The sequence below is a fragment of the Vogesella lacus genome, assembly GCF_979366295.1.
Genome location: NZ_CEETQT010000002.1, coordinates 232,555 through 248,348, shown reverse-complemented (window position 1 = coordinate 248,348; position 15,794 = coordinate 232,555). Strand labels below are relative to the sequence as shown.

The 15,794-nt window shown below is 59.9% G+C and carries 13 protein-coding genes; 9 read left to right on the top strand and 4 right to left on the bottom strand.

Translation table 11 applies throughout. From position 1 onward, the window contains the following. Nucleotides 1-6: 6 nt before the first annotated feature. On the bottom strand, nt 7-771 hold the full coding sequence (locus tag ACZ9W6_RS03450; RefSeq protein WP_465189684.1) for a substrate-binding periplasmic protein: 765 nt from the start codon (nt 769-771) through the stop codon (nt 7-9). Between the two features lie 247 nt (nt 772-1,018). Here ACZ9W6_RS03450 and yedA point away from each other — a divergent pair, with 247 nt between their 5' ends. From yedA to nagE, 5 genes are all read left to right on the top strand, one after another. Continuing rightward, complete coding sequence (gene yedA, locus ACZ9W6_RS03445) at nt 1,019-1,894, top strand: drug/metabolite exporter YedA (RefSeq protein ID WP_465189683.1); 876 nt, start codon at nt 1,019-1,021, stop codon at nt 1,892-1,894. Between the two features lie 356 nt (nt 1,895-2,250). Further along, complete coding sequence (locus ACZ9W6_RS03440) at nt 2,251-2,985, top strand: GntR family transcriptional regulator (RefSeq protein ID WP_465189682.1); 735 nt, start codon at nt 2,251-2,253, stop codon at nt 2,983-2,985. After that, nucleotides 2,982-4,100, top strand: coding sequence for an N-acetylglucosamine-6-phosphate deacetylase (gene nagA, locus ACZ9W6_RS03435; protein ID WP_465189681.1), 1,119 nt, complete (start codon nt 2,982-2,984; stop codon nt 4,098-4,100). The genes ACZ9W6_RS03440 and nagA overlap by 4 nt, the downstream gene beginning before the upstream one ends. A gap of 245 nt (nt 4,101-4,345) precedes the next feature. Next, nucleotides 4,346-6,856: a phosphoenolpyruvate--protein phosphotransferase gene (ptsP, locus tag ACZ9W6_RS03430; protein ID WP_465189680.1), complete on the top strand. Its 2,511-nt coding sequence runs from the start codon at nt 4,346-4,348 to the stop codon at nt 6,854-6,856. A 69-nt stretch (nt 6,857-6,925) separates the two neighbouring features. Next, a complete protein-coding gene (nagE, locus tag ACZ9W6_RS03425) occupies nt 6,926-8,566 on the top strand; it encodes an N-acetylglucosamine-specific PTS transporter subunit IIBC (RefSeq protein WP_465189679.1) in 1,641 nt (546 codons plus the stop codon). Between the two features lie 87 nt (nt 8,567-8,653). Here nagE and ACZ9W6_RS03420 read toward each other — a convergent pair whose 3' ends face one another. Beyond that, on the bottom strand, nt 8,654-9,166 hold the full coding sequence (locus tag ACZ9W6_RS03420) for an RDD family protein (RefSeq protein WP_465189678.1): 513 nt from the start codon (nt 9,164-9,166) through the stop codon (nt 8,654-8,656). Nucleotides 9,167-9,399: 233 nt separating this feature from the next. On the opposite strand from ACZ9W6_RS03420, the gene ilvB reads away from it, so the two are divergent. Genes ilvB through ilvC form a run of 3 tightly spaced genes read left to right on the top strand, consistent with a single transcriptional unit; the run spans nt 9,400 to nt 12,732 of the window. Next, a complete protein-coding gene (gene ilvB, locus ACZ9W6_RS03415) occupies nt 9,400-11,166 on the top strand; it encodes a biosynthetic-type acetolactate synthase large subunit (protein WP_465189803.1) in 1,767 nt (588 codons plus the stop codon). 8 nt (nt 11,167-11,174) lie between these two features. After that, entirely contained in the window at nt 11,175-11,666 is a 492-nt protein-coding gene (gene ilvN, locus ACZ9W6_RS03410; protein ID WP_465189677.1) for an acetolactate synthase small subunit, read from the top strand. Between the two features lie 49 nt (nt 11,667-11,715). Continuing rightward, nucleotides 11,716-12,732, top strand: a complete 1,017-nt coding sequence (gene ilvC / locus ACZ9W6_RS03405) for a ketol-acid reductoisomerase (protein ID WP_465189676.1) — start codon at nt 11,716-11,718, stop codon at nt 12,730-12,732. 70 nt (nt 12,733-12,802) lie between these two features. Here the strand turns inward: ilvC and ACZ9W6_RS03400 are convergent, their stop codons facing one another. Continuing rightward, nucleotides 12,803-13,612: a hypothetical protein gene (locus ACZ9W6_RS03400; RefSeq protein ID WP_465189675.1), complete on the bottom strand. Its 810-nt coding sequence runs from the start codon at nt 13,610-13,612 to the stop codon at nt 12,803-12,805. 373 nt (nt 13,613-13,985) lie between these two features. On the opposite strand from ACZ9W6_RS03400, the gene pssA reads away from it, so the two are divergent. Beyond that, a complete protein-coding gene (gene pssA / locus ACZ9W6_RS03395) occupies nt 13,986-14,732 on the top strand; it encodes a CDP-diacylglycerol--serine O-phosphatidyltransferase (RefSeq protein ID WP_465189674.1) in 747 nt (248 codons plus the stop codon). Between the two features lie 60 nt (nt 14,733-14,792). On the opposite strand, the gene ACZ9W6_RS03390 is transcribed toward pssA, so the two are convergent. Continuing rightward, a complete protein-coding gene (locus ACZ9W6_RS03390; protein ID WP_465189673.1) occupies nt 14,793-15,680 on the bottom strand; it encodes a helix-turn-helix domain-containing protein in 888 nt (295 codons plus the stop codon). Nucleotides 15,681-15,794 lie beyond the last annotated feature (114 nt).

Below are 15,794 nucleotides of genomic sequence, written 5' to 3'. Positions count from 1 at the left end.
CCTTTTTCAGTATTTGAGCAGCTCGATATGTTGCGGCGGGTAGTAGTCGGGTGCCCAGCGCTGAACCAGCTGCTGCAGGCTGCCATCCTGTTTCATGTTGCTGAGCGCCTGTCGCCAGCGCTCGATCTGCGCGCTGTCGCTCTGGCGTGAAAAACCGAGATAGAGGTCGTATTCGTATAGCGTGCGAACGCTGCTGAGTCGCTGGCCGCCAGCGAATTGCTGCTGGATGCTGGCGGTCAGGTTATCGGTAGACCACAGCAGGGCGCGGCCGGATTGCACCAGTTTGGCAGCCTGATCGTTATCGCTGACGCGGTAGACGCGAAAGCCGGCCTGCTTGGCCATGATTTCACCGTTGCTGCCGCTTTCGGCTACGGTCGACAGCCCCAGCATCTGCGCGCCCAGCTGCTGTATGCGCGCTGCCTGGCTGCTGAGTGCAAACACCTCGCCACGAATACGCAATAGCGGGCCGAGCAGGGTCAGTCCCAGTTTGGCGGCCAATTGCTTGTCTGCCAGCGGGTACAACAGATCAGGCTGGGCCCCCAGCCGCTCGATCACTTCGGGGTAACTGACGATTCGCAAAGCCGGGCTGCTGCCGGCTTGTGCGGCCAACTGACTGGTGATTTCTGCCAGCATGCCTTTGGCGGGCTGGCCGGGCAGGCTGAACAGCAGCGGGGGCTGTTCGTCGCTGATCAGTTGCGGCTCGGCCGCAAGGCTTGTTGCCGTCGCCAGCATCAGCCCGAGGCTGGCAAGCAGATGCGGTTTGCGTGGCATGACATGGGACAGGGAAGGGGGCAGAAGCTGGCAGTATAAAACCGGCTCGTCACTGGCATAAGCAGGCGGTGCAAAAAACGCTGCCTTTGTGCTGGCTGCCTGCCTGGATTGTGGTGTTTGCGTGAGCGGCTTGCGCTGGCCTGACTGTCGGGGCATGAGCAGATTCGCAGAACAGGCTTTTCTGTAAAGCCGGCTTGTGGTCTTGCCATGCCGCACGCATCATGATGAGCTCTCAAGAGTGAAAATCATGAATCTGACATCGCACCAGCTCAAGCTGCTCGCCGCCTTCTTTGCCCTCTACATCATCTGGGGTTCGACCTACTTTGCCATCCGTATCGGCGTGCAAAGCTGGCCGCCCTTCATGATGGCCGGTGTGCGCTTCTCGCTGGCCGGCATCCTGATGTATGTGATCTTGCGCTGGCGCGGTGCGGCCAACCCCGGTCTCAGGCAGATTGGGGGGGCGACGATTCTGGGTGTGCTGATGCCGGCTGTCGGCAACGGTTTTGTCACCCTGGCGCAGACCGAGGTGTCCTCAGGTGTGGCGGCACTGGTGGTCGCGACCGTGCCCTTGTTTGCTACCCTGTTTGCGCGCTTTTTTGGCCACAAGCCGCGTGCTATCGAGCTGGCCGGCATCGCCTTGGGCATTACCGGCATGGTGGTGCTGAATCTTGGTGATAATTTGCGTGCCTCGCCATCCGGTGCGTTTTACCTGTTGCTGGCCTCGGCCGGCTGGGCCTTCGGCTCGGCCTGGAGCAAGCATCTGACACAGCCAGAGGGACTGATGTCGAGCGCGGTGATGATGATGACCGGTGGCCTGACCCTGTTGCTGGCCAGTGCGGTCACCGGCGAGCGCCTGTTGGCGATGCCGACGCTGGCGGGCTGGCTGGCGGTGCTGTATCTGGTGTTCTTCGGCTCGATGGTGGCGTATACCGCTTATCTGTTCTTGCTGAAGAATGTCGCGCCGGCGGCGGCCACCAGCTATGCCTATGTGAATCCGGTGATTGCGGTGCTGCTCGGGGTGGCTTTTCTGGGCGAGCACGTCGGTAGTCACGAGATGCTGGCGATGCTGATCATCGTGCTGGCGGTGGTGCTGATTAACTGGCGGCCGCGCAAACCTGCCTGAAAAGTAAAATGTGTTGCCAAAAACCCGACCCGCATGTGTCGGGTTTTTTGGTTTTTACACTCTGTGATTTTATATATTCAATACCAGATTGATACCACATTTGATGTCTGATAAATCAAGTATCTATAAATGGCGGCAATTTAATTCCAATAATAAACAAAATAGTGATTTCAATTGTTTGCCGGCATGGCCGGCAATTGTGGTGGTAGTTGCTACACTACACTTAGTGGTATTGACGTGGTTTGTGAGTGGTATTAATTTCCAGCAAACACAGCACGGGTTTTCCCTTCCTGTTGCCGGAATCACGGTTCTACAATGGCCTTCCTTCGAGAAGACCACTTTGGAATGGCTTGTTTATGGATAACCGCTGGAACAGTTTGAAGCCGGACGAAACCGAGTCCACCCCGCTTTACCTGCAGTTTTCCCGGCGTCTGGCTGATGCAATCAATGCCGGCTGGTGGCAGGCAGACGAGGCGCTGCCGTCGGAGCGTACCTTTTCCGATGCGCTGGGGATTTCCCGTGTCACCGCCCGCAAAGGGCTGGATGTGTTGCTGGAGCAAGGTCTGATCAGACGGCGTCATGGTTCGGGGACTTTCATCACCCCGCGACTGGAGCAACCGCTGTCGCGTCTGACCAGTTTTACCGAGATGTTGAAGATGAAGGGCTTCGAGCCCGCCTCGGTGTGGTTGTCGCGCACGATTGCGGCCCCCACGCATGAGGAAGTGATCAAGCTGGGCTTGTCGCCAAATGCGCAGGTAGCGCGATTGAAGCGACAGCGTCTGGCCGACGGGGTGGTGATGGCAATCGAGCAAAGCTCGCTGCCGCTGGCTTATCTGCCAGACCCCCAGGCAGTGGGTGGTTCGCTGTATGCGCATCTGGATGCCAACGGGCACTCGATTGTGCGGGCCTTGCAGCACATCCGCGCCGTGAATGCGAGTCCGGATATTGCCGCGATTGCCGGCATCCGTCCGGGCGAGGCGATGTTGCTGATTACCCGTATCGGCTTCACCGCTGACAACGCAGCCATAGAGCTGACCGACACCTGGTGTCGCAACGATTATTACGACTTTGTAGCAGAACTGAGACGATGAGCGAGAAACGTGTACTGCAAGGCCGGATGCTGACCAGCGCCGGCTGGATGGATGGCCAGCTGCAAATGGCGGAAGACGGACGCATTGCTGCGGTAGAGGGCAGGTTGGCCTCGGGCGGCAAGCCGGAACGCTATATCCTGCCGGGCTTCATCGATCTGCATGTACACGGCGGTGGTGGTGTCGACATCATGGAAGCCGGCGAGGCGGCGCTGAAAGTAGCGCGTACCCATGCCCGCTTTGGCACCACGGCCATGCTGGCCACTACAATGACGGCACCGCGCGAAGACCTCGAGGTCGTGCTGGAAGCCCTGGGCGGTCTCAGCCGCCAGCGCCAGCCGGGCAGTGCCCGCATCCTCGGCGTTCATCTCGAAGGCCCTTACATCAACAAGGGCAAACTGGGTGCCCAGCCCGACAATGCGGTTGAGGCCACCCTCGAAGAAATCACTTACTACCGTAGCCTGGCCCCGATCAGTCTGGTGACACTGGCCCCCGAAGTGGCCGGTCACATGACCGTGATCCGCGAGCTGGCTGCGGCCAACGTTCGTGTCCAGCTCGGACACACGCTCGGCACCTACGAGCAAGGCGTGGAAGCGCTGGAAAACGGCGCCTCCGGCTTTACCCACCTCTTCAATGCCATGACCGGTCTGCAGCATCGCGAGCCGGGCATGGTCGGCGCGGCACTTGCGCATGCCGAATATGCCGAACTGATTCCCGATCTGCTGCATGTGCACCCCGGTGCGATGAAGGCCGCCATGCGCGCCATCCCCAAACTGTTCTGTGTTACCGATTCGACCGCTGCCGCCGGCATGCCGGATGGCCAGTACAAGCTCGGCTCGCAAACCGTAACCAAGTGCATGGGCGGCGTTCGTCTGGCCAATGGTGCGCTGGCAGGCAGTACGCTGACCATGGATCAGGCCCTGCGCAATCTGGTGCAGATCGGCGTGCCGCTGGCGCAAGCCAGCAACCGCCTGTCGCTGTACCCGGCCGACTATCTGGGCCTGGCCGATCGCGGCCGGCTGGAAGCCGGAGCGTGGGCAGACGTGGTGGTCATGGATGCCGAATTGCAACTGAAACAAGTCTTCATCGAAGGCGAGGCACTGGATAGCGCCGCCTGAGCGGCGGATTGTCTGGCGGTACGCACTTAATTCCTTATCGCGGCAGCGTGCAGAGGCGCTGCGGCGAGGGTGAGCTGTTGCCCGCAGGCATGGCTGTCATCACACAGCGCGCAGACGCTGATGCAAAAAGAAAGCAGCACCTCCCGACCTGAAGGCGGGAGCACAACAAAAACGATCTAACCATGAACCGATTGGCCTGCCGACATGTTTTCTTGCCGGCAGCGTAACCCATATGGAGGAGCGCCATGACCTCAACCCTGTCCCTTGCAGCGCCGTTGAGCGGCCTGGTATTGCCACTGTCGGCAGTACCTGACGAGGTTTTTTCCAGCGGCATGATGGGGGATGGCCTGGCCATCGACCCGCTGTCTTCTTCCCTGCTGTCGCCATGTGATGGCGAAGTCGTGCAAGTGTCGTCTACCGGTCACGCGGTGACCGTTCGGGCCGACAACGGTGCCGACATCCTCATGCACATCGGTATCGACACCGTGAAGCTGGGCGGTGCCGGCTTCACCCTGCATGTGCAGAAAGGCCAGCGCGTCAGCTGCGGCCAACCCTTGATCGATTTTGATGCCGACGCGGTAGCGCGTCGCGTGCCTTCGCTGGTCACCGTGGTGGTGGTGACCAATGGCGAAGAAATGGCTCTCTCCCCCGGCGCACTGGGCCTGACCCAGGCCGGCAAGCCGGGTTTTCTGAGCGTGGCGGCGCAGCATGCTGTCTCCCATGCTGCGCCGACCCATCAGGAATCGCAGGAAAGTGCCAGCGGCGAAGCCGTGGTGGCGCATGAAGGCGGCCTGCATGCACGTCCTAGCGCGTTGCTGCAAAGTGTGGCCCGCCGTTTCAGCGCCGAAATCGAAATCGAAAGTAATGGCCAGCGTGCCAATCCGCGCAGCGTGATTGCCGTAATGGGCCTGAGCGTGGCCGAAGGTGCGCGCGTCAGCGTGCATGTGCGTGGCGAACAGGCCCAGCTGGCGCTGGCCGAAATGATTGCCGCCCTCGAAACCGCCAGCCATGCCGGCCACAAAGAGGCTGCCATGGTGGCTGCGCCGGTGCAGGCGCGTGACGATGGCAAGCTGGCCGGCGTATGCGCCGCGCCGGGCATGGCCGTCGGCACCCTGGTGCTGCTGGCCGAGCAGGAGCGCAGCGTCAAGGAGCGCGGTGATGGCGTCGAGCCGGAAATGACTGCGCTGCACAAGGCCTTGGCCGCAGTGCGTGATGCGATCAAACAGGACATCGCCCATGCCAAGGCGCGTCATGCCGAAGCCGAAAGCGAGATCTTTGGTGCGCATCTGGCGCTGCTGGAAGATCCGGAGCTGGAAAAAGCCGCCGAGCGTTTTGTACTTGATGGCCGCAGCGCCGCCTTTGCCTATCGCAGCGCCATCCGCCAGCAGAGCGAAGTGCTGCTGAGCCTCGGCAATGCCTTGCTGGCCGAGCGTGTGGCGGATCTGAAGGACCTGGAGCGCCGCGTGCTGGCGGCGATGCTGGGTGAGGAAAGCAGCGCGCTGGTATTGCCGGAAAACGCGATCGTGGCGGCAGATGATCTGACCCCGTCGCAGCTGACTCGTCTGCCACGCGAAAAGCTGGCTGGTCTGGTGCTGGCACGCGGTGGCGCGACCAATCACGTGGCGATTCTGGCGCGTGCGCTGGCGATTCCATGTCTGGTGGCGGTCGGTGATGCAGCACTGGCCCTGCCGGCTGGCAGCGAAGTGTGGCTGGATGCCGGCGAAGGCTGGGTTGACCCGGCACCAAGCGCCGAAGCCTTGGCCGCAGCCCGTCAGGAAATCAGCGAGCGCGAAGCTCGTCGTGACAGCCTGCGCCGCAATGCCGTGGCCCCGGCGCGTACCGTCGATGGCGTCGCCATCGAGGTAGCGGCCAATATTGCCAATGCCGAAGAAGCCGCCGACGCGGTGGTTAACGGTGCTGACGGTGTCGGCCTGCTGCGTACCGAATTCCTGTTCCTGCATCGTACCGATGCGCCTAGCGAAGAAGAACAGCGTGCCGCCTGCCAGGCGGTGCTGGACAACCTCGAAGGCCGTACTGCCATCATCCGCACCCTCGATGCCGGTGGTGACAAGGATGTGCCTTACCTGACGCTGCCGCCGGAAGAAAACCCGGCGCTGGGTCTGCGCGGCATCCGTACCGGCTTTGCCATGCCGGAGGTGCTTGACACCCAGCTGCGCGCCTTGCTGCAACTGTCGCCGCTGTCGCGTCTGCGCATTCTGCTGCCGATGATTGCCGATGTGGCGGATCTGAAGCGCGTGCGTGAACGGCTGGATGCGCTGAGTCTGGAGCTGGGCGTGAAAGAACGTCCGGAGCTGGGCGTGATGATCGAAGTGCCGTCGGCCGCCTTGCTGGCCGACCAGCTGGCCGAACATGCCGACTTCCTGTCCATCGGCACCAATGACCTGACCCAGTACACGCTGGCGATGGATCGTTGCAGCCCGCAGCTTGCGGCCAACCTTGACCCGCTGCATCCGGCCGTATTGCGCCTGATCGAGCTGACCGTGCGTGGCGCGCGCCAGCATGGCAAGTGGGTTGGCGTCTGCGGCGCGATGGCGTCCGATCTGGAGGCGGTGCCGGTGCTGGTGGGTCTGGGTGTGACCGAGCTGTCGGTCAGCCCGGCGCTGGTGCCCGAGGTGAAAGCCGTGGTGCGTCAGCTCAATCATGGCCAGCGTCGCCAGGAAACCGAACAACTGCTGCGCCAGAGCTCGCCGCAAGCCGTGCGTGCCTTGCTCAAGCAAACCAGCAGCCAGCACTGAGTTTCAACCTGGCCGACGTTGTCCTTGCGGCGGCCGGGCCCACAGCAAAAAGGACGAGGAGAGGAATACATGTCGACATCTAGCAAGTTTGCCGGTGTTCAGCAGCTGGGCCGCGCGCTCATGCTGCCGATTGCCGTGCTGCCGGTAGCCGGTCTGCTGTTACGTCTGGGTCAGCCTGACCTGTTGGGTCTGCCTATCATGGCGCAAGCCGGGGATGCCATTTTCGGCAACCTCGCGCTGTTGTTCGCGATCGGTGTGGCCGTCGGTTTTGCCAAGGATAACAACGGTGCTGCAGGCCTGGCCGGTGCCATCGGTTATCTGGTACTGACCGCGGTATTGAAGGTGATTGATGCCAAGATCAATATGGGCGTACTGGCGGGTATTACTGCCGGTATCAGCGCCGGTCTCTTGTACAACAAGTACAAGGACATCGCGCTGCCATCCTATCTGGCCTTCTTTGGCGGCAAGCGCTTTGTGCCGATTGCCACCGGCTTTGCCATGCTGGTTGCCGGCTGGTTGCTGGGCTTTATCTGGCCGCCTATCCAGCACGCGATTGACGCTGCCGGTCACGCCATCATGAACGCCGGTGAAATCGGCCTGTTCATCTACGGCGTACTGAACCGTCTGCTGATCGTGACCGGTCTGCACCACATCATCAATACCTACGCCTGGTTCCAGCTCGGTGATTTCACCGATGTGGCCGGCAAGGTCGTGCATGGCGATCTGACCCGTTTCTTTGCCGGTGACAAGACTGCCGGCATGTTCATGACCGGCTTCTTCCCGGTGATGATGTTCGGTCTGCCGGCTGCGTGTCTGGCGATGTACCGTTGCGCCCGTCCGGAAAACCGTGCCGCTGTCGGTGGCGTGTTGCTGTCGATGGCACTGACCGCGATGCTGACCGGTGTGACCGAGCCGATCGAATTCGCCTTCATGTTCCTGGCGCCGGCGCTGTACGCGATTCACGCCGTGCTGACCGGTGTGTCGATGGCGCTGATGCATGTGCTGGGTGTGAAGCTGGGCTTCGGCTTCTCGGCAGGTCTGTTCGACTACGTGCTGAACTTCGGCATCTCGACCAAGCCGCTGTGGCTGCTGCCTATCGGTGCGGCGTACTTTGCGGTTTACTACGGTCTGTTCGTGTTCTTCATCAAGAAGTTTGACCTGATGACCCTGGGTCGTGAAGAAGCCACTGCCGACGCACCGCTGGCGGTGAATCTGGGCAAGAGTACTGACCGTGCCGGTGGTTTTGTGACCGCACTGGGTGGCGCGGCAAACCTGAAGTCGGTTGATGCCTGCACCACGCGTCTGCGTCTGCAGGTAGCCAGCAATGACAAGGTAAACGATGCCGCGCTGAAGGCACTGGGCGCGCGTGGTCTGATCAAGCCGGCAGCCGGTAGCGTGCAGGTGGTATTGGGCCCTGAGGCCGAAATCGTGGCTGACGAAATCCGCGCCTTCCTGGCTGCAGGTGGCAGCGTGAGCGGTGGTGTGGATCGTGCACAATGGTTGGCCGCACTCGGTGGCGAAGCCAATGTGAAGTCGGTCGAGCTGGTTGCCGGCAGCCGTCTGCGTGTCGAGCTGGCCAATGCCGACAAGATCGACGAAGCGCGTCTGAAGTCGCTGGGTGCCGAAGGTGTGCAGGCACTGCCTGGCAATCTGGTGCATCTGGTGGTTGGCAGCGATGCCGAGCGCTTTGCCAATGCCTTGAAGGGCTGATTCGTCGCTCACGCAACGAGTTCCCAGCAGTAAAAAAAGCCCGTCCAGCTGGACGGGCTTTTTCTTGGCTGACGGTTTTCGCTGCGCTCAGTCTTTTTTGGCAGCGGTCAGGCTGATGCGGGTGCCGCTCAACCGGTCATGCAAAAACTGGCGATCGGGATCAACCAGCGCCCACAGCAAAGGCACCAGCCACCACGACAGGATCACCAGCGTCAGGCTGAAGCGCGCCTCCAGCGGAAACTGCCAGATCTGCAGCGCCAGTGCCGGCAAGCCGACAAACAGTAGCAGGGCCAGCAGGTAACGGATGGCGGCATGTTGCCAGTCGAGCAGGCTGCCATCGGCACGCTGCAATTGCAGGCGCCACGGCTTCATCGCCGGCGTCTGGCCACTCTTGACCCAGCAATAGCCGAAGTAGGCAAACAGCACCAGCGCCATGAACAGTTGCAGCAGGTGATGCATCAGGCTGGAGTCGCCAGCAAGGGCAATCAGCGGGGTAAACACGGCCGAGGCCAGCATCAGCAGCGCACCGATCAGCAGGCTTTCATAAACGAGGCTGGCGAGGCGACGGAGCAGGCCGGGAGTAGTCAGGGCTGGGGTCATGGCAGGGACAGAATCCGGATGGCAAAGGTTGGCCGCAAGCAGCGACAACACAACAGAACATCTTAGCAAAGCCCTGATTTGGTGCCTATCCGTAAAAGTGACTGTTTTTTCAGCAAAATGCGCTTTTTTTGCACCTGCACAAAACTGCTTGACCGCTATTTCGAAGTTACGCTAAGTTCATTTACTACGGGACATATAACAACATTCCACAATAGCAATCAAATGAGGCAATGATGCAGATATCGGGCGCGGAAATCCTGGTACGCAGCTTGCAGGAGGAAGGTGTCGAATTCGTATTCGGCTACCCCGGCGGCGCAGTACTCGAAATTTATGATGCCATTTTCAGGCAGCAACAGTTCAAACACGTACTGGTACGTCACGAGCAGGCCGCCGTACATGCGGCAGATGCTTACTCGCGTTCCTGTAACAAGGTCGGTGTCGCGCTGGTGACCTCCGGCCCGGGCGCGACCAATGCCGTGACCGGCATTGCGACGGCCTATATGGATTCGATCCCGATGGTGGTGATCTCCGGCCAGGTGCCGACGCCTGCCATCGGCATGGATGCTTTCCAGGAAGTCGACATGGTGGGCATTACCCGCCCGTGCGTGAAGCACAACTTCCTGGTGAAAGACATCAACGAGCTGGCCACTACCATCAAGAAGGCCTTCTACATTGCTGCGTCCGGTCGTCCGGGCCCGGTAGTCGTTGATATTCCGAAAGATGTGACCCAGCGTCTGGCCGAGTTCCACTATCCGGAAAGCGTGAGCATCCGCTCCTACGTGCCGGTGACCCGTGGTCATCCGGGCCAGATCAAGAAAGCCGCCAGCCTGCTGGCCGGTGCCAAGCGTCCGTACATTTATGTCGGCGGTGGCGCGGTGCAGGGCAATGCTTCGGCCGAAGTCACCGAGCTGGTGAAAATGCTGGGCGTACCTTGCACCAATACCCTGATGGGTCTGGGTGCTTATCCGGGTGACGACCGCCAGTTCCTCGGCATGCTCGGCATGCACGGTACTTACGAAGCCAATATGGCGATGCAGTACTGCGATGTGCTGATTGCCGTGGGTGCGCGTTTTGACGACCGCGTGATCAGCGTGCCATCGCACTTCCTGTCGCAGCCGAAGAAAATCGTGCATATCGACGTCGACCCGTCCTCCATCGCCAAGCGCGTGAAAGTGGACGTGCCTATCGTGGGTGACGTGAAGCATGTACTGCGCGATCTGATCGACCTGATGAAGCAGAACAACCAGCGTATCGAGCCCGAGCCGCTGGCTGACTGGTGGCAGCAGATCGAAAAATGGCGCAGCTACAACAGCCTGCTGTACACCCCGTCTACCGAGTTCATCAAGCCGCAGTACGTGGTGCAGAAGCTGTACGAGATTACCGGTGGTGATGCCATCGTTACTTCCGACGTGGGCCAGCACCAGATGTGGGCCGCGCAGTACTACCCGTTCAAGCGTGCCAAGCAATGGCTGAACTCGGGTGGTCTTGGCACCATGGGCTTTGGCCTGCCGGCCGCCATCGGCGCACAGCTGGCCAATCCGGATGCGCAAGTGGCCTGCATTACCGGTGAAGGCTCGATCCAGATGAATATCCAGGAGCTGTCTACTGCCAAGCAGTACCACACCCCGGTGAAGGTGATTGCGCTGAACAACCGTTATCTGGGCATGGTGCGCCAGTGGCAGGAGTTCTTCTACGGCACGCGCTATTCCGAGTCGTATATGGACGCACTGCCGGACTTCGTGAAGATTGCCGAGGCTTATGGCCATATCGGCTTCAAGGTCGAGAATCCGGCCGATGTCGAGCCGGTACTGCGCGAGGCATTCAGCCCGGCGCTGAAAGAGCGTCTGGTCTTCCTCGACTTCCGTACCGACCAGTCCGAGAACGTGTTCCCGATGATCCAGAACGGCAAGGGTCTGGACCAGATGGACCTGCCGGCGCATATGCGTGACCTGCAGATCGCCCCGTTCGAGAACAACCGTGACTACGGCAATATGTGCTGAGGCCAAGGATGAGACACATTCTTTCTATTCTGCTGGAAAACGAAGCCGGCGCCCTGTCGCGAGTAGTAGGACTTTTTTCTGCCCGCGCATACAATATCGATTCGCTGACGGTGTCGATTACCGAAGATCCGACACTGTCACGGATGACTATCGTTACCCATGGGTCTGACGAAGTCATCGAACAGATCACCAAGCAGCTCAACAAGCTGATCGAGGTGGTCAAGGTGATTGACCTCAACGAGTCCGACCATATCGAACGCGAAATGATGCTGATCAAGGTCCGTGCCACCGGCAAGGATCGGGAGGAGATGAAGCGCATGGCTGACATCTTCCGCGGTCGCATCATCGACGTGACGGAAAAGACCTACACCATCGAGCTGACTGGTACAAGTGAAAAGCTGGGCGCCTTTATCGAGGCGATCGACCGTGCAGTGATCCTGGAAACGGTACGTACTGGTGCATCCGGAATTGGTCGTGGCGAACGTATACTGAAGATCTAAATATCACCAGGGTGGCTACCCGCTGCCCGATAACAATAGGGACATAAAAATGCAAGTTTTCTACGACAAAGACGCGGACCTCTCCATCATCAAGGGCAAGCAGGTTGCCATCATCGGTTATGGCTCGCAGGGTCATGCCCACGCGCAAAACCTGAAAGAGTCCGGCGTCAACGTGATCGTCGGTCTGCGCAAGGATGGCGCATCGTGGAAAAAGGCTGAAGCAGCCGGTCACCAGGTTCGTGAAGTTGCCGAAGCGGTAAAAGCTGCTGACGTTGTGATGATCCTGCTGCCGGACGAATCGCAGCCGGACGTGTACTACAAGGAAATCGCGGCCAACATCAAGCAGGGCGCGGCACTGGCTTTCGCTCACGGCTTCAACGTGCATTACAACCAGATCGTGCCACGCGAAGATCTGGACGTGATCATGGTTGCCCCGAAAGGCCCGGGCCACACCGTGCGTTCCGAGTACGTGAAGGGCGGTGGTGTACCGACCCTGATCGCTGTGTACCAGGACAAATCCGGCAAGGCGCGTGACATCGCCCTGTCCTATGCTGCGGCCAACGGCGGCACCAAGGGCGGCGTGATCGAAACCAACTTCCGCGAAGAAACCGAAACCGACCTGTTCGGCGAGCAAGCCGTACTGTGTGGCGGCGCGGTCGAGCTGGTGAAAGCCGGTTTCGAAACCCTGGTTGAAGCCGGCTACGCACCGGAAATGGCCTACTTCGAATGTCTGCACGAACTGAAACTGATCGTGGACCTGATGTACGAAGGCGGTATCGCCAACATGAACTACTCCATCTCCAACAACGCGGAGTATGGCGAGTACGTGACCGGCCCTGAAGTCGTGACTTCCGCCACCAAGGAAGCCATGAAAAAGGCGCTGTACCGCATCCAGTCCGGCGAATACGCCAAGATGTTCATCCTGGAAGGCAAGACCAACTATCCAAGCATGACTGCCCGTCGTCGCCTGAATGCCGATCATCCGATCGAAAAAGTCGGTGCCGAACTGCGCGCCATGATGCCATGGATCGCCAAGAACAAGCTGGTTGACCAGTCCAAGAACTGATCTGACAGCTGTTCACAAAAAAGCCGGGGCAACCCGGCTTTTTTGCGCCTGCGGCCCGGTCTTGGCGCACTTAGCTTTCGTTCTGAGGGCAATAACTTGCGTGATTGACTTGGTTGCTTAGATAGCGTTTCAGAATCAGCTTGTAGCTTGCTGTTGTCCGGAAGCTTTCCAGTGCATGACGCAAGCGCAACACATCGGCTTCAGGTGTTTTGAGTGAAGTTGCCAGCCATAAAGGCAAGGGCTGTACTTTGCCGGTTTGCCGGATGCCGGCAAGCAGTTGTGGCAAGGGGCTTTGCTTGGGGGCGCGCAGCGCCGCGCATTGCAGTCCGGCCTTTGCCATGAATTCTTGGCTTAGTACGGCATCCACGCGATTCAGGGCCAGCTTGTTGAAGTTGATCATCTCGTTGGCTGCCGTCTCGAAATTCAGTTTGTGTTCGATGGCGAGGCTATGCGGTGCGCCACCCGCCAGTACGCCGATACGTTGCAGCCTTGCCAGCTCCTCAAGGTTGCCGGACAGGGCCTTGTTGGTATTGGTGTAAATGTAGAGGCTTTCATCGATCACGACACCGATCCACTGCCAGTGTGTTTCGCGCAGCGGTGTGCGGGCAAACGGGAAGATCAGTGCCCCTGGTGTTTCAGCCGCCTCTTGCTGTGCCCGGCGCCAGGGGAGTTGCCTGGGTGGTTTGTCGTAGCTCATGCCGGCCGTTTGCAGGGCGGCTTCAACGATCTCGATCACGACACCATCCGATTCGCCGACGCGCTGTCCCAGCTGATAGGTATAGGGCGGAATCAGGTCAACCATGACGCGAAAATTGCCGGCCATGGCTGGCAGGCTCAAGGCAAGCATGGTGATGGCACAAAGGGGCGAAATGATCTTCATGGCATTGGGGTATGGAGAGATGGCCCAGAATACGCAACTGGTCTGGCTTGTGCAACGCGATGCGTTTGTGCTGAAAATGCGCCCGTGTGTTGTTCAGACCTATCTGGCCATCATGCGGCTGACCGGGCGATAGCTTACTCCCGCTGCAGAAAATCATCAGATCTGCCGAGGCAATCGTCGCTTGGTATTGAGGGTGCTACTACCTGCTGCTGATCTCGCCAGCGCAGGGATAGGCCTCTTTGCCAGCGGCAGAGCCCTGCAAGCATTCTGGAGTGAGAGGCAACAAACATTGGCTTGCCTGCTCCCGCGTTTTAGAATGCGCCATTAGCCGGGTGTCTCGCCTGGTGCCAACAATAATCACAAGGGCTGAGCAATGCATACAGAACCGGGGCACAAGCCCTCCCTGCGCCGTCAGGGCATCTACCTCTTACCCAATTCTTTTACGCTGGCGGCCTTGTTTGCCGGCTTTTACGCCATCGTGCAGGCGATGAACCAGAACTTCGAACACGCCGCCGTGGCCATCTTCATGGCGATGATTCTGGATGGTCTCGATGGCCGCGTGGCACGCCTTACCCATAGCCAGAGTGCCTTCGGTGCCGAATTCGATAGTCTGTCGGACATGGTGAGTTTCGGTGTGGCACCGGCGCTGGTGGCCTACGAGTGGCTGCTGCAGGACTTCGGCAAGCTGGGCTGGATGGTTGCCTTCATTCACTGTGCCGGTGCGGCGCTGCGTCTGGCGCGTTTCAACACCATGATAGGCAGCACCGACAAGCGCTGGTTTATCGGCCTGCCAAGTCCGGCCGCGGCGGCACTGGTGGCTGGTCTGGTGTGGATCTGTCATGCCTATGGCTATCAGGCAACGCCGGGCCTCGACTGGGTGTTGCTGGCGTTTACCGCGTTTTCCGGCATCACCATGGTGACCAATGTGAAGTACTGGAGCTTCAAGGAAATCCACTTGCGCCGTCGCGTGCCGTTCGTGATGCTGCTGGCGCTGGTGGTCGGGCTGATGCTGCTGGTGTCCGAACCGCCGCTGGTGCTGTTCGGCTTCTTTGTCTGCTATGCCTTGTCGGGCTATGTGATGACCGCCTGGCAGCTGTTGCGACGCAAGCCGGCGGTCTAAGCAGGCCTGATGGCAAAATGAAACCCCGGTATCCGCCGGGGTTTTTTCATGGTGATGCCCTTATTGCCGCAGCTGGCTGGGCGGGTGGCCGAACTGGCGGCGGAAGGCCGTGGCGAAGTTGGCCGCAGAGTTATAGCCGGCATCCAGCGCGATATGGGTGATACTGGCATCGCTGCTGAGCAGCTGCTGGCGCGCATGTTCCAGCCGTGCCTTGCGGATGAAGTCCATCACGCTGCAGCCATAAGCACGGCGGAAATGGCGCTGTAGCGTGCTGCTACTCATGCAGGCTTCGCTGGCCAGCTCGGCCATATTCCAGTCGCGCTGATGATCATCGCGAATCAACTCGCACAAACGCTGCAGTCTTGGGTTGGCCGCAAGCGGTGCATGATTGTCGCTGCGCGCCTGCTCCAGTGTGCCGAACAGCTCGCTCAGCAGGCACAGCGCCAGGCTGTCACGCTGCAGGGCTTGCAGCGCCGGCAGTTCGCTGCGCTGTTCCAGCAGCTGCCGCGCCAGTTGCCGGATGCGGCCATTGGCCTGCAGCCGTGCATGTGCCAGATGCTCGCCCAGCAACTGGCCAAGGCGCGAGCCATGCAGCGCTTGCTCCAGACCATGCTGTTGCAGCCAGTCATGGCTCAGCGACAGGCAGACCTTGCTTTCTTCCGCGCCGCGACTGTCCAGCCGGGCAAACTCGCCATCCTCGCGCAGATTCACCAGCAGGATCTCGGGTGAAGCCGAGCGATCGTTGCCGACCTCGTGTCTTTGCTGGTCAAAGCCAAGACTCAGCTCGCCACGCAGCATGATGATCACGCGCATGCCGCTGCTGCAGGCATTCTGGTGGCGGTGCTTATGGCCAAAGGTGCGATTGGCACTGATATGCAGGCCGGGGCTGCTTTCCTGTGCCCAGACGATGGTGTTGGCTGAGCTGCTGCGAGTTTGTACAAGGTTCATGGTCGTGAAGGTCGCCGCGCCGTGTTTGCTTGTGGGCAGGGCTGATGCTGCTGAGAAGTTGCCTATCATAGCAATGAAATGCAATAGGAACCATTCTCATTTGTGCATTTGTTG

Coding starts and splice junctions, on each gene's coding strand:
- ACZ9W6_RS03450 (WP_465189684.1), bottom strand. CDS start 771: ATGCCACGCAAACCGCATCTGCTTGCCAGCCTCGGGCTGATGCTGGCG.
- yedA (WP_465189683.1), top strand. CDS start 1,019: ATGAATCTGACATCGCACCAGCTCAAGCTGCTCGCCGCCTTCTTTGCC.
- ACZ9W6_RS03440 (WP_465189682.1), top strand. CDS start 2,251: ATGGATAACCGCTGGAACAGTTTGAAGCCGGACGAAACCGAGTCCACC.
- nagA (WP_465189681.1), top strand. CDS start 2,982: ATGAGCGAGAAACGTGTACTGCAAGGCCGGATGCTGACCAGCGCCGGC.
- ptsP (WP_465189680.1), top strand. CDS start 4,346: ATGACCTCAACCCTGTCCCTTGCAGCGCCGTTGAGCGGCCTGGTATTG.
- nagE (WP_465189679.1), top strand. CDS start 6,926: ATGTCGACATCTAGCAAGTTTGCCGGTGTTCAGCAGCTGGGCCGCGCG.
- ACZ9W6_RS03420 (WP_465189678.1), bottom strand. CDS start 9,166: ATGACCCCAGCCCTGACTACTCCCGGCCTGCTCCGTCGCCTCGCCAGC.
- ilvB (WP_465189803.1), top strand. CDS start 9,400: ATGCAGATATCGGGCGCGGAAATCCTGGTACGCAGCTTGCAGGAGGAA.
- ilvN (WP_465189677.1), top strand. CDS start 11,175: ATGAGACACATTCTTTCTATTCTGCTGGAAAACGAAGCCGGCGCCCTG.
- ilvC (WP_465189676.1), top strand. CDS start 11,716: ATGCAAGTTTTCTACGACAAAGACGCGGACCTCTCCATCATCAAGGGC.
- ACZ9W6_RS03400 (WP_465189675.1), bottom strand. CDS start 13,612: ATGAAGATCATTTCGCCCCTTTGTGCCATCACCATGCTTGCCTTGAGC.
- pssA (WP_465189674.1), top strand. CDS start 13,986: ATGCATACAGAACCGGGGCACAAGCCCTCCCTGCGCCGTCAGGGCATC.
- ACZ9W6_RS03390 (WP_465189673.1), bottom strand. CDS start 15,680: ATGAACCTTGTACAAACTCGCAGCAGCTCAGCCAACACCATCGTCTGG.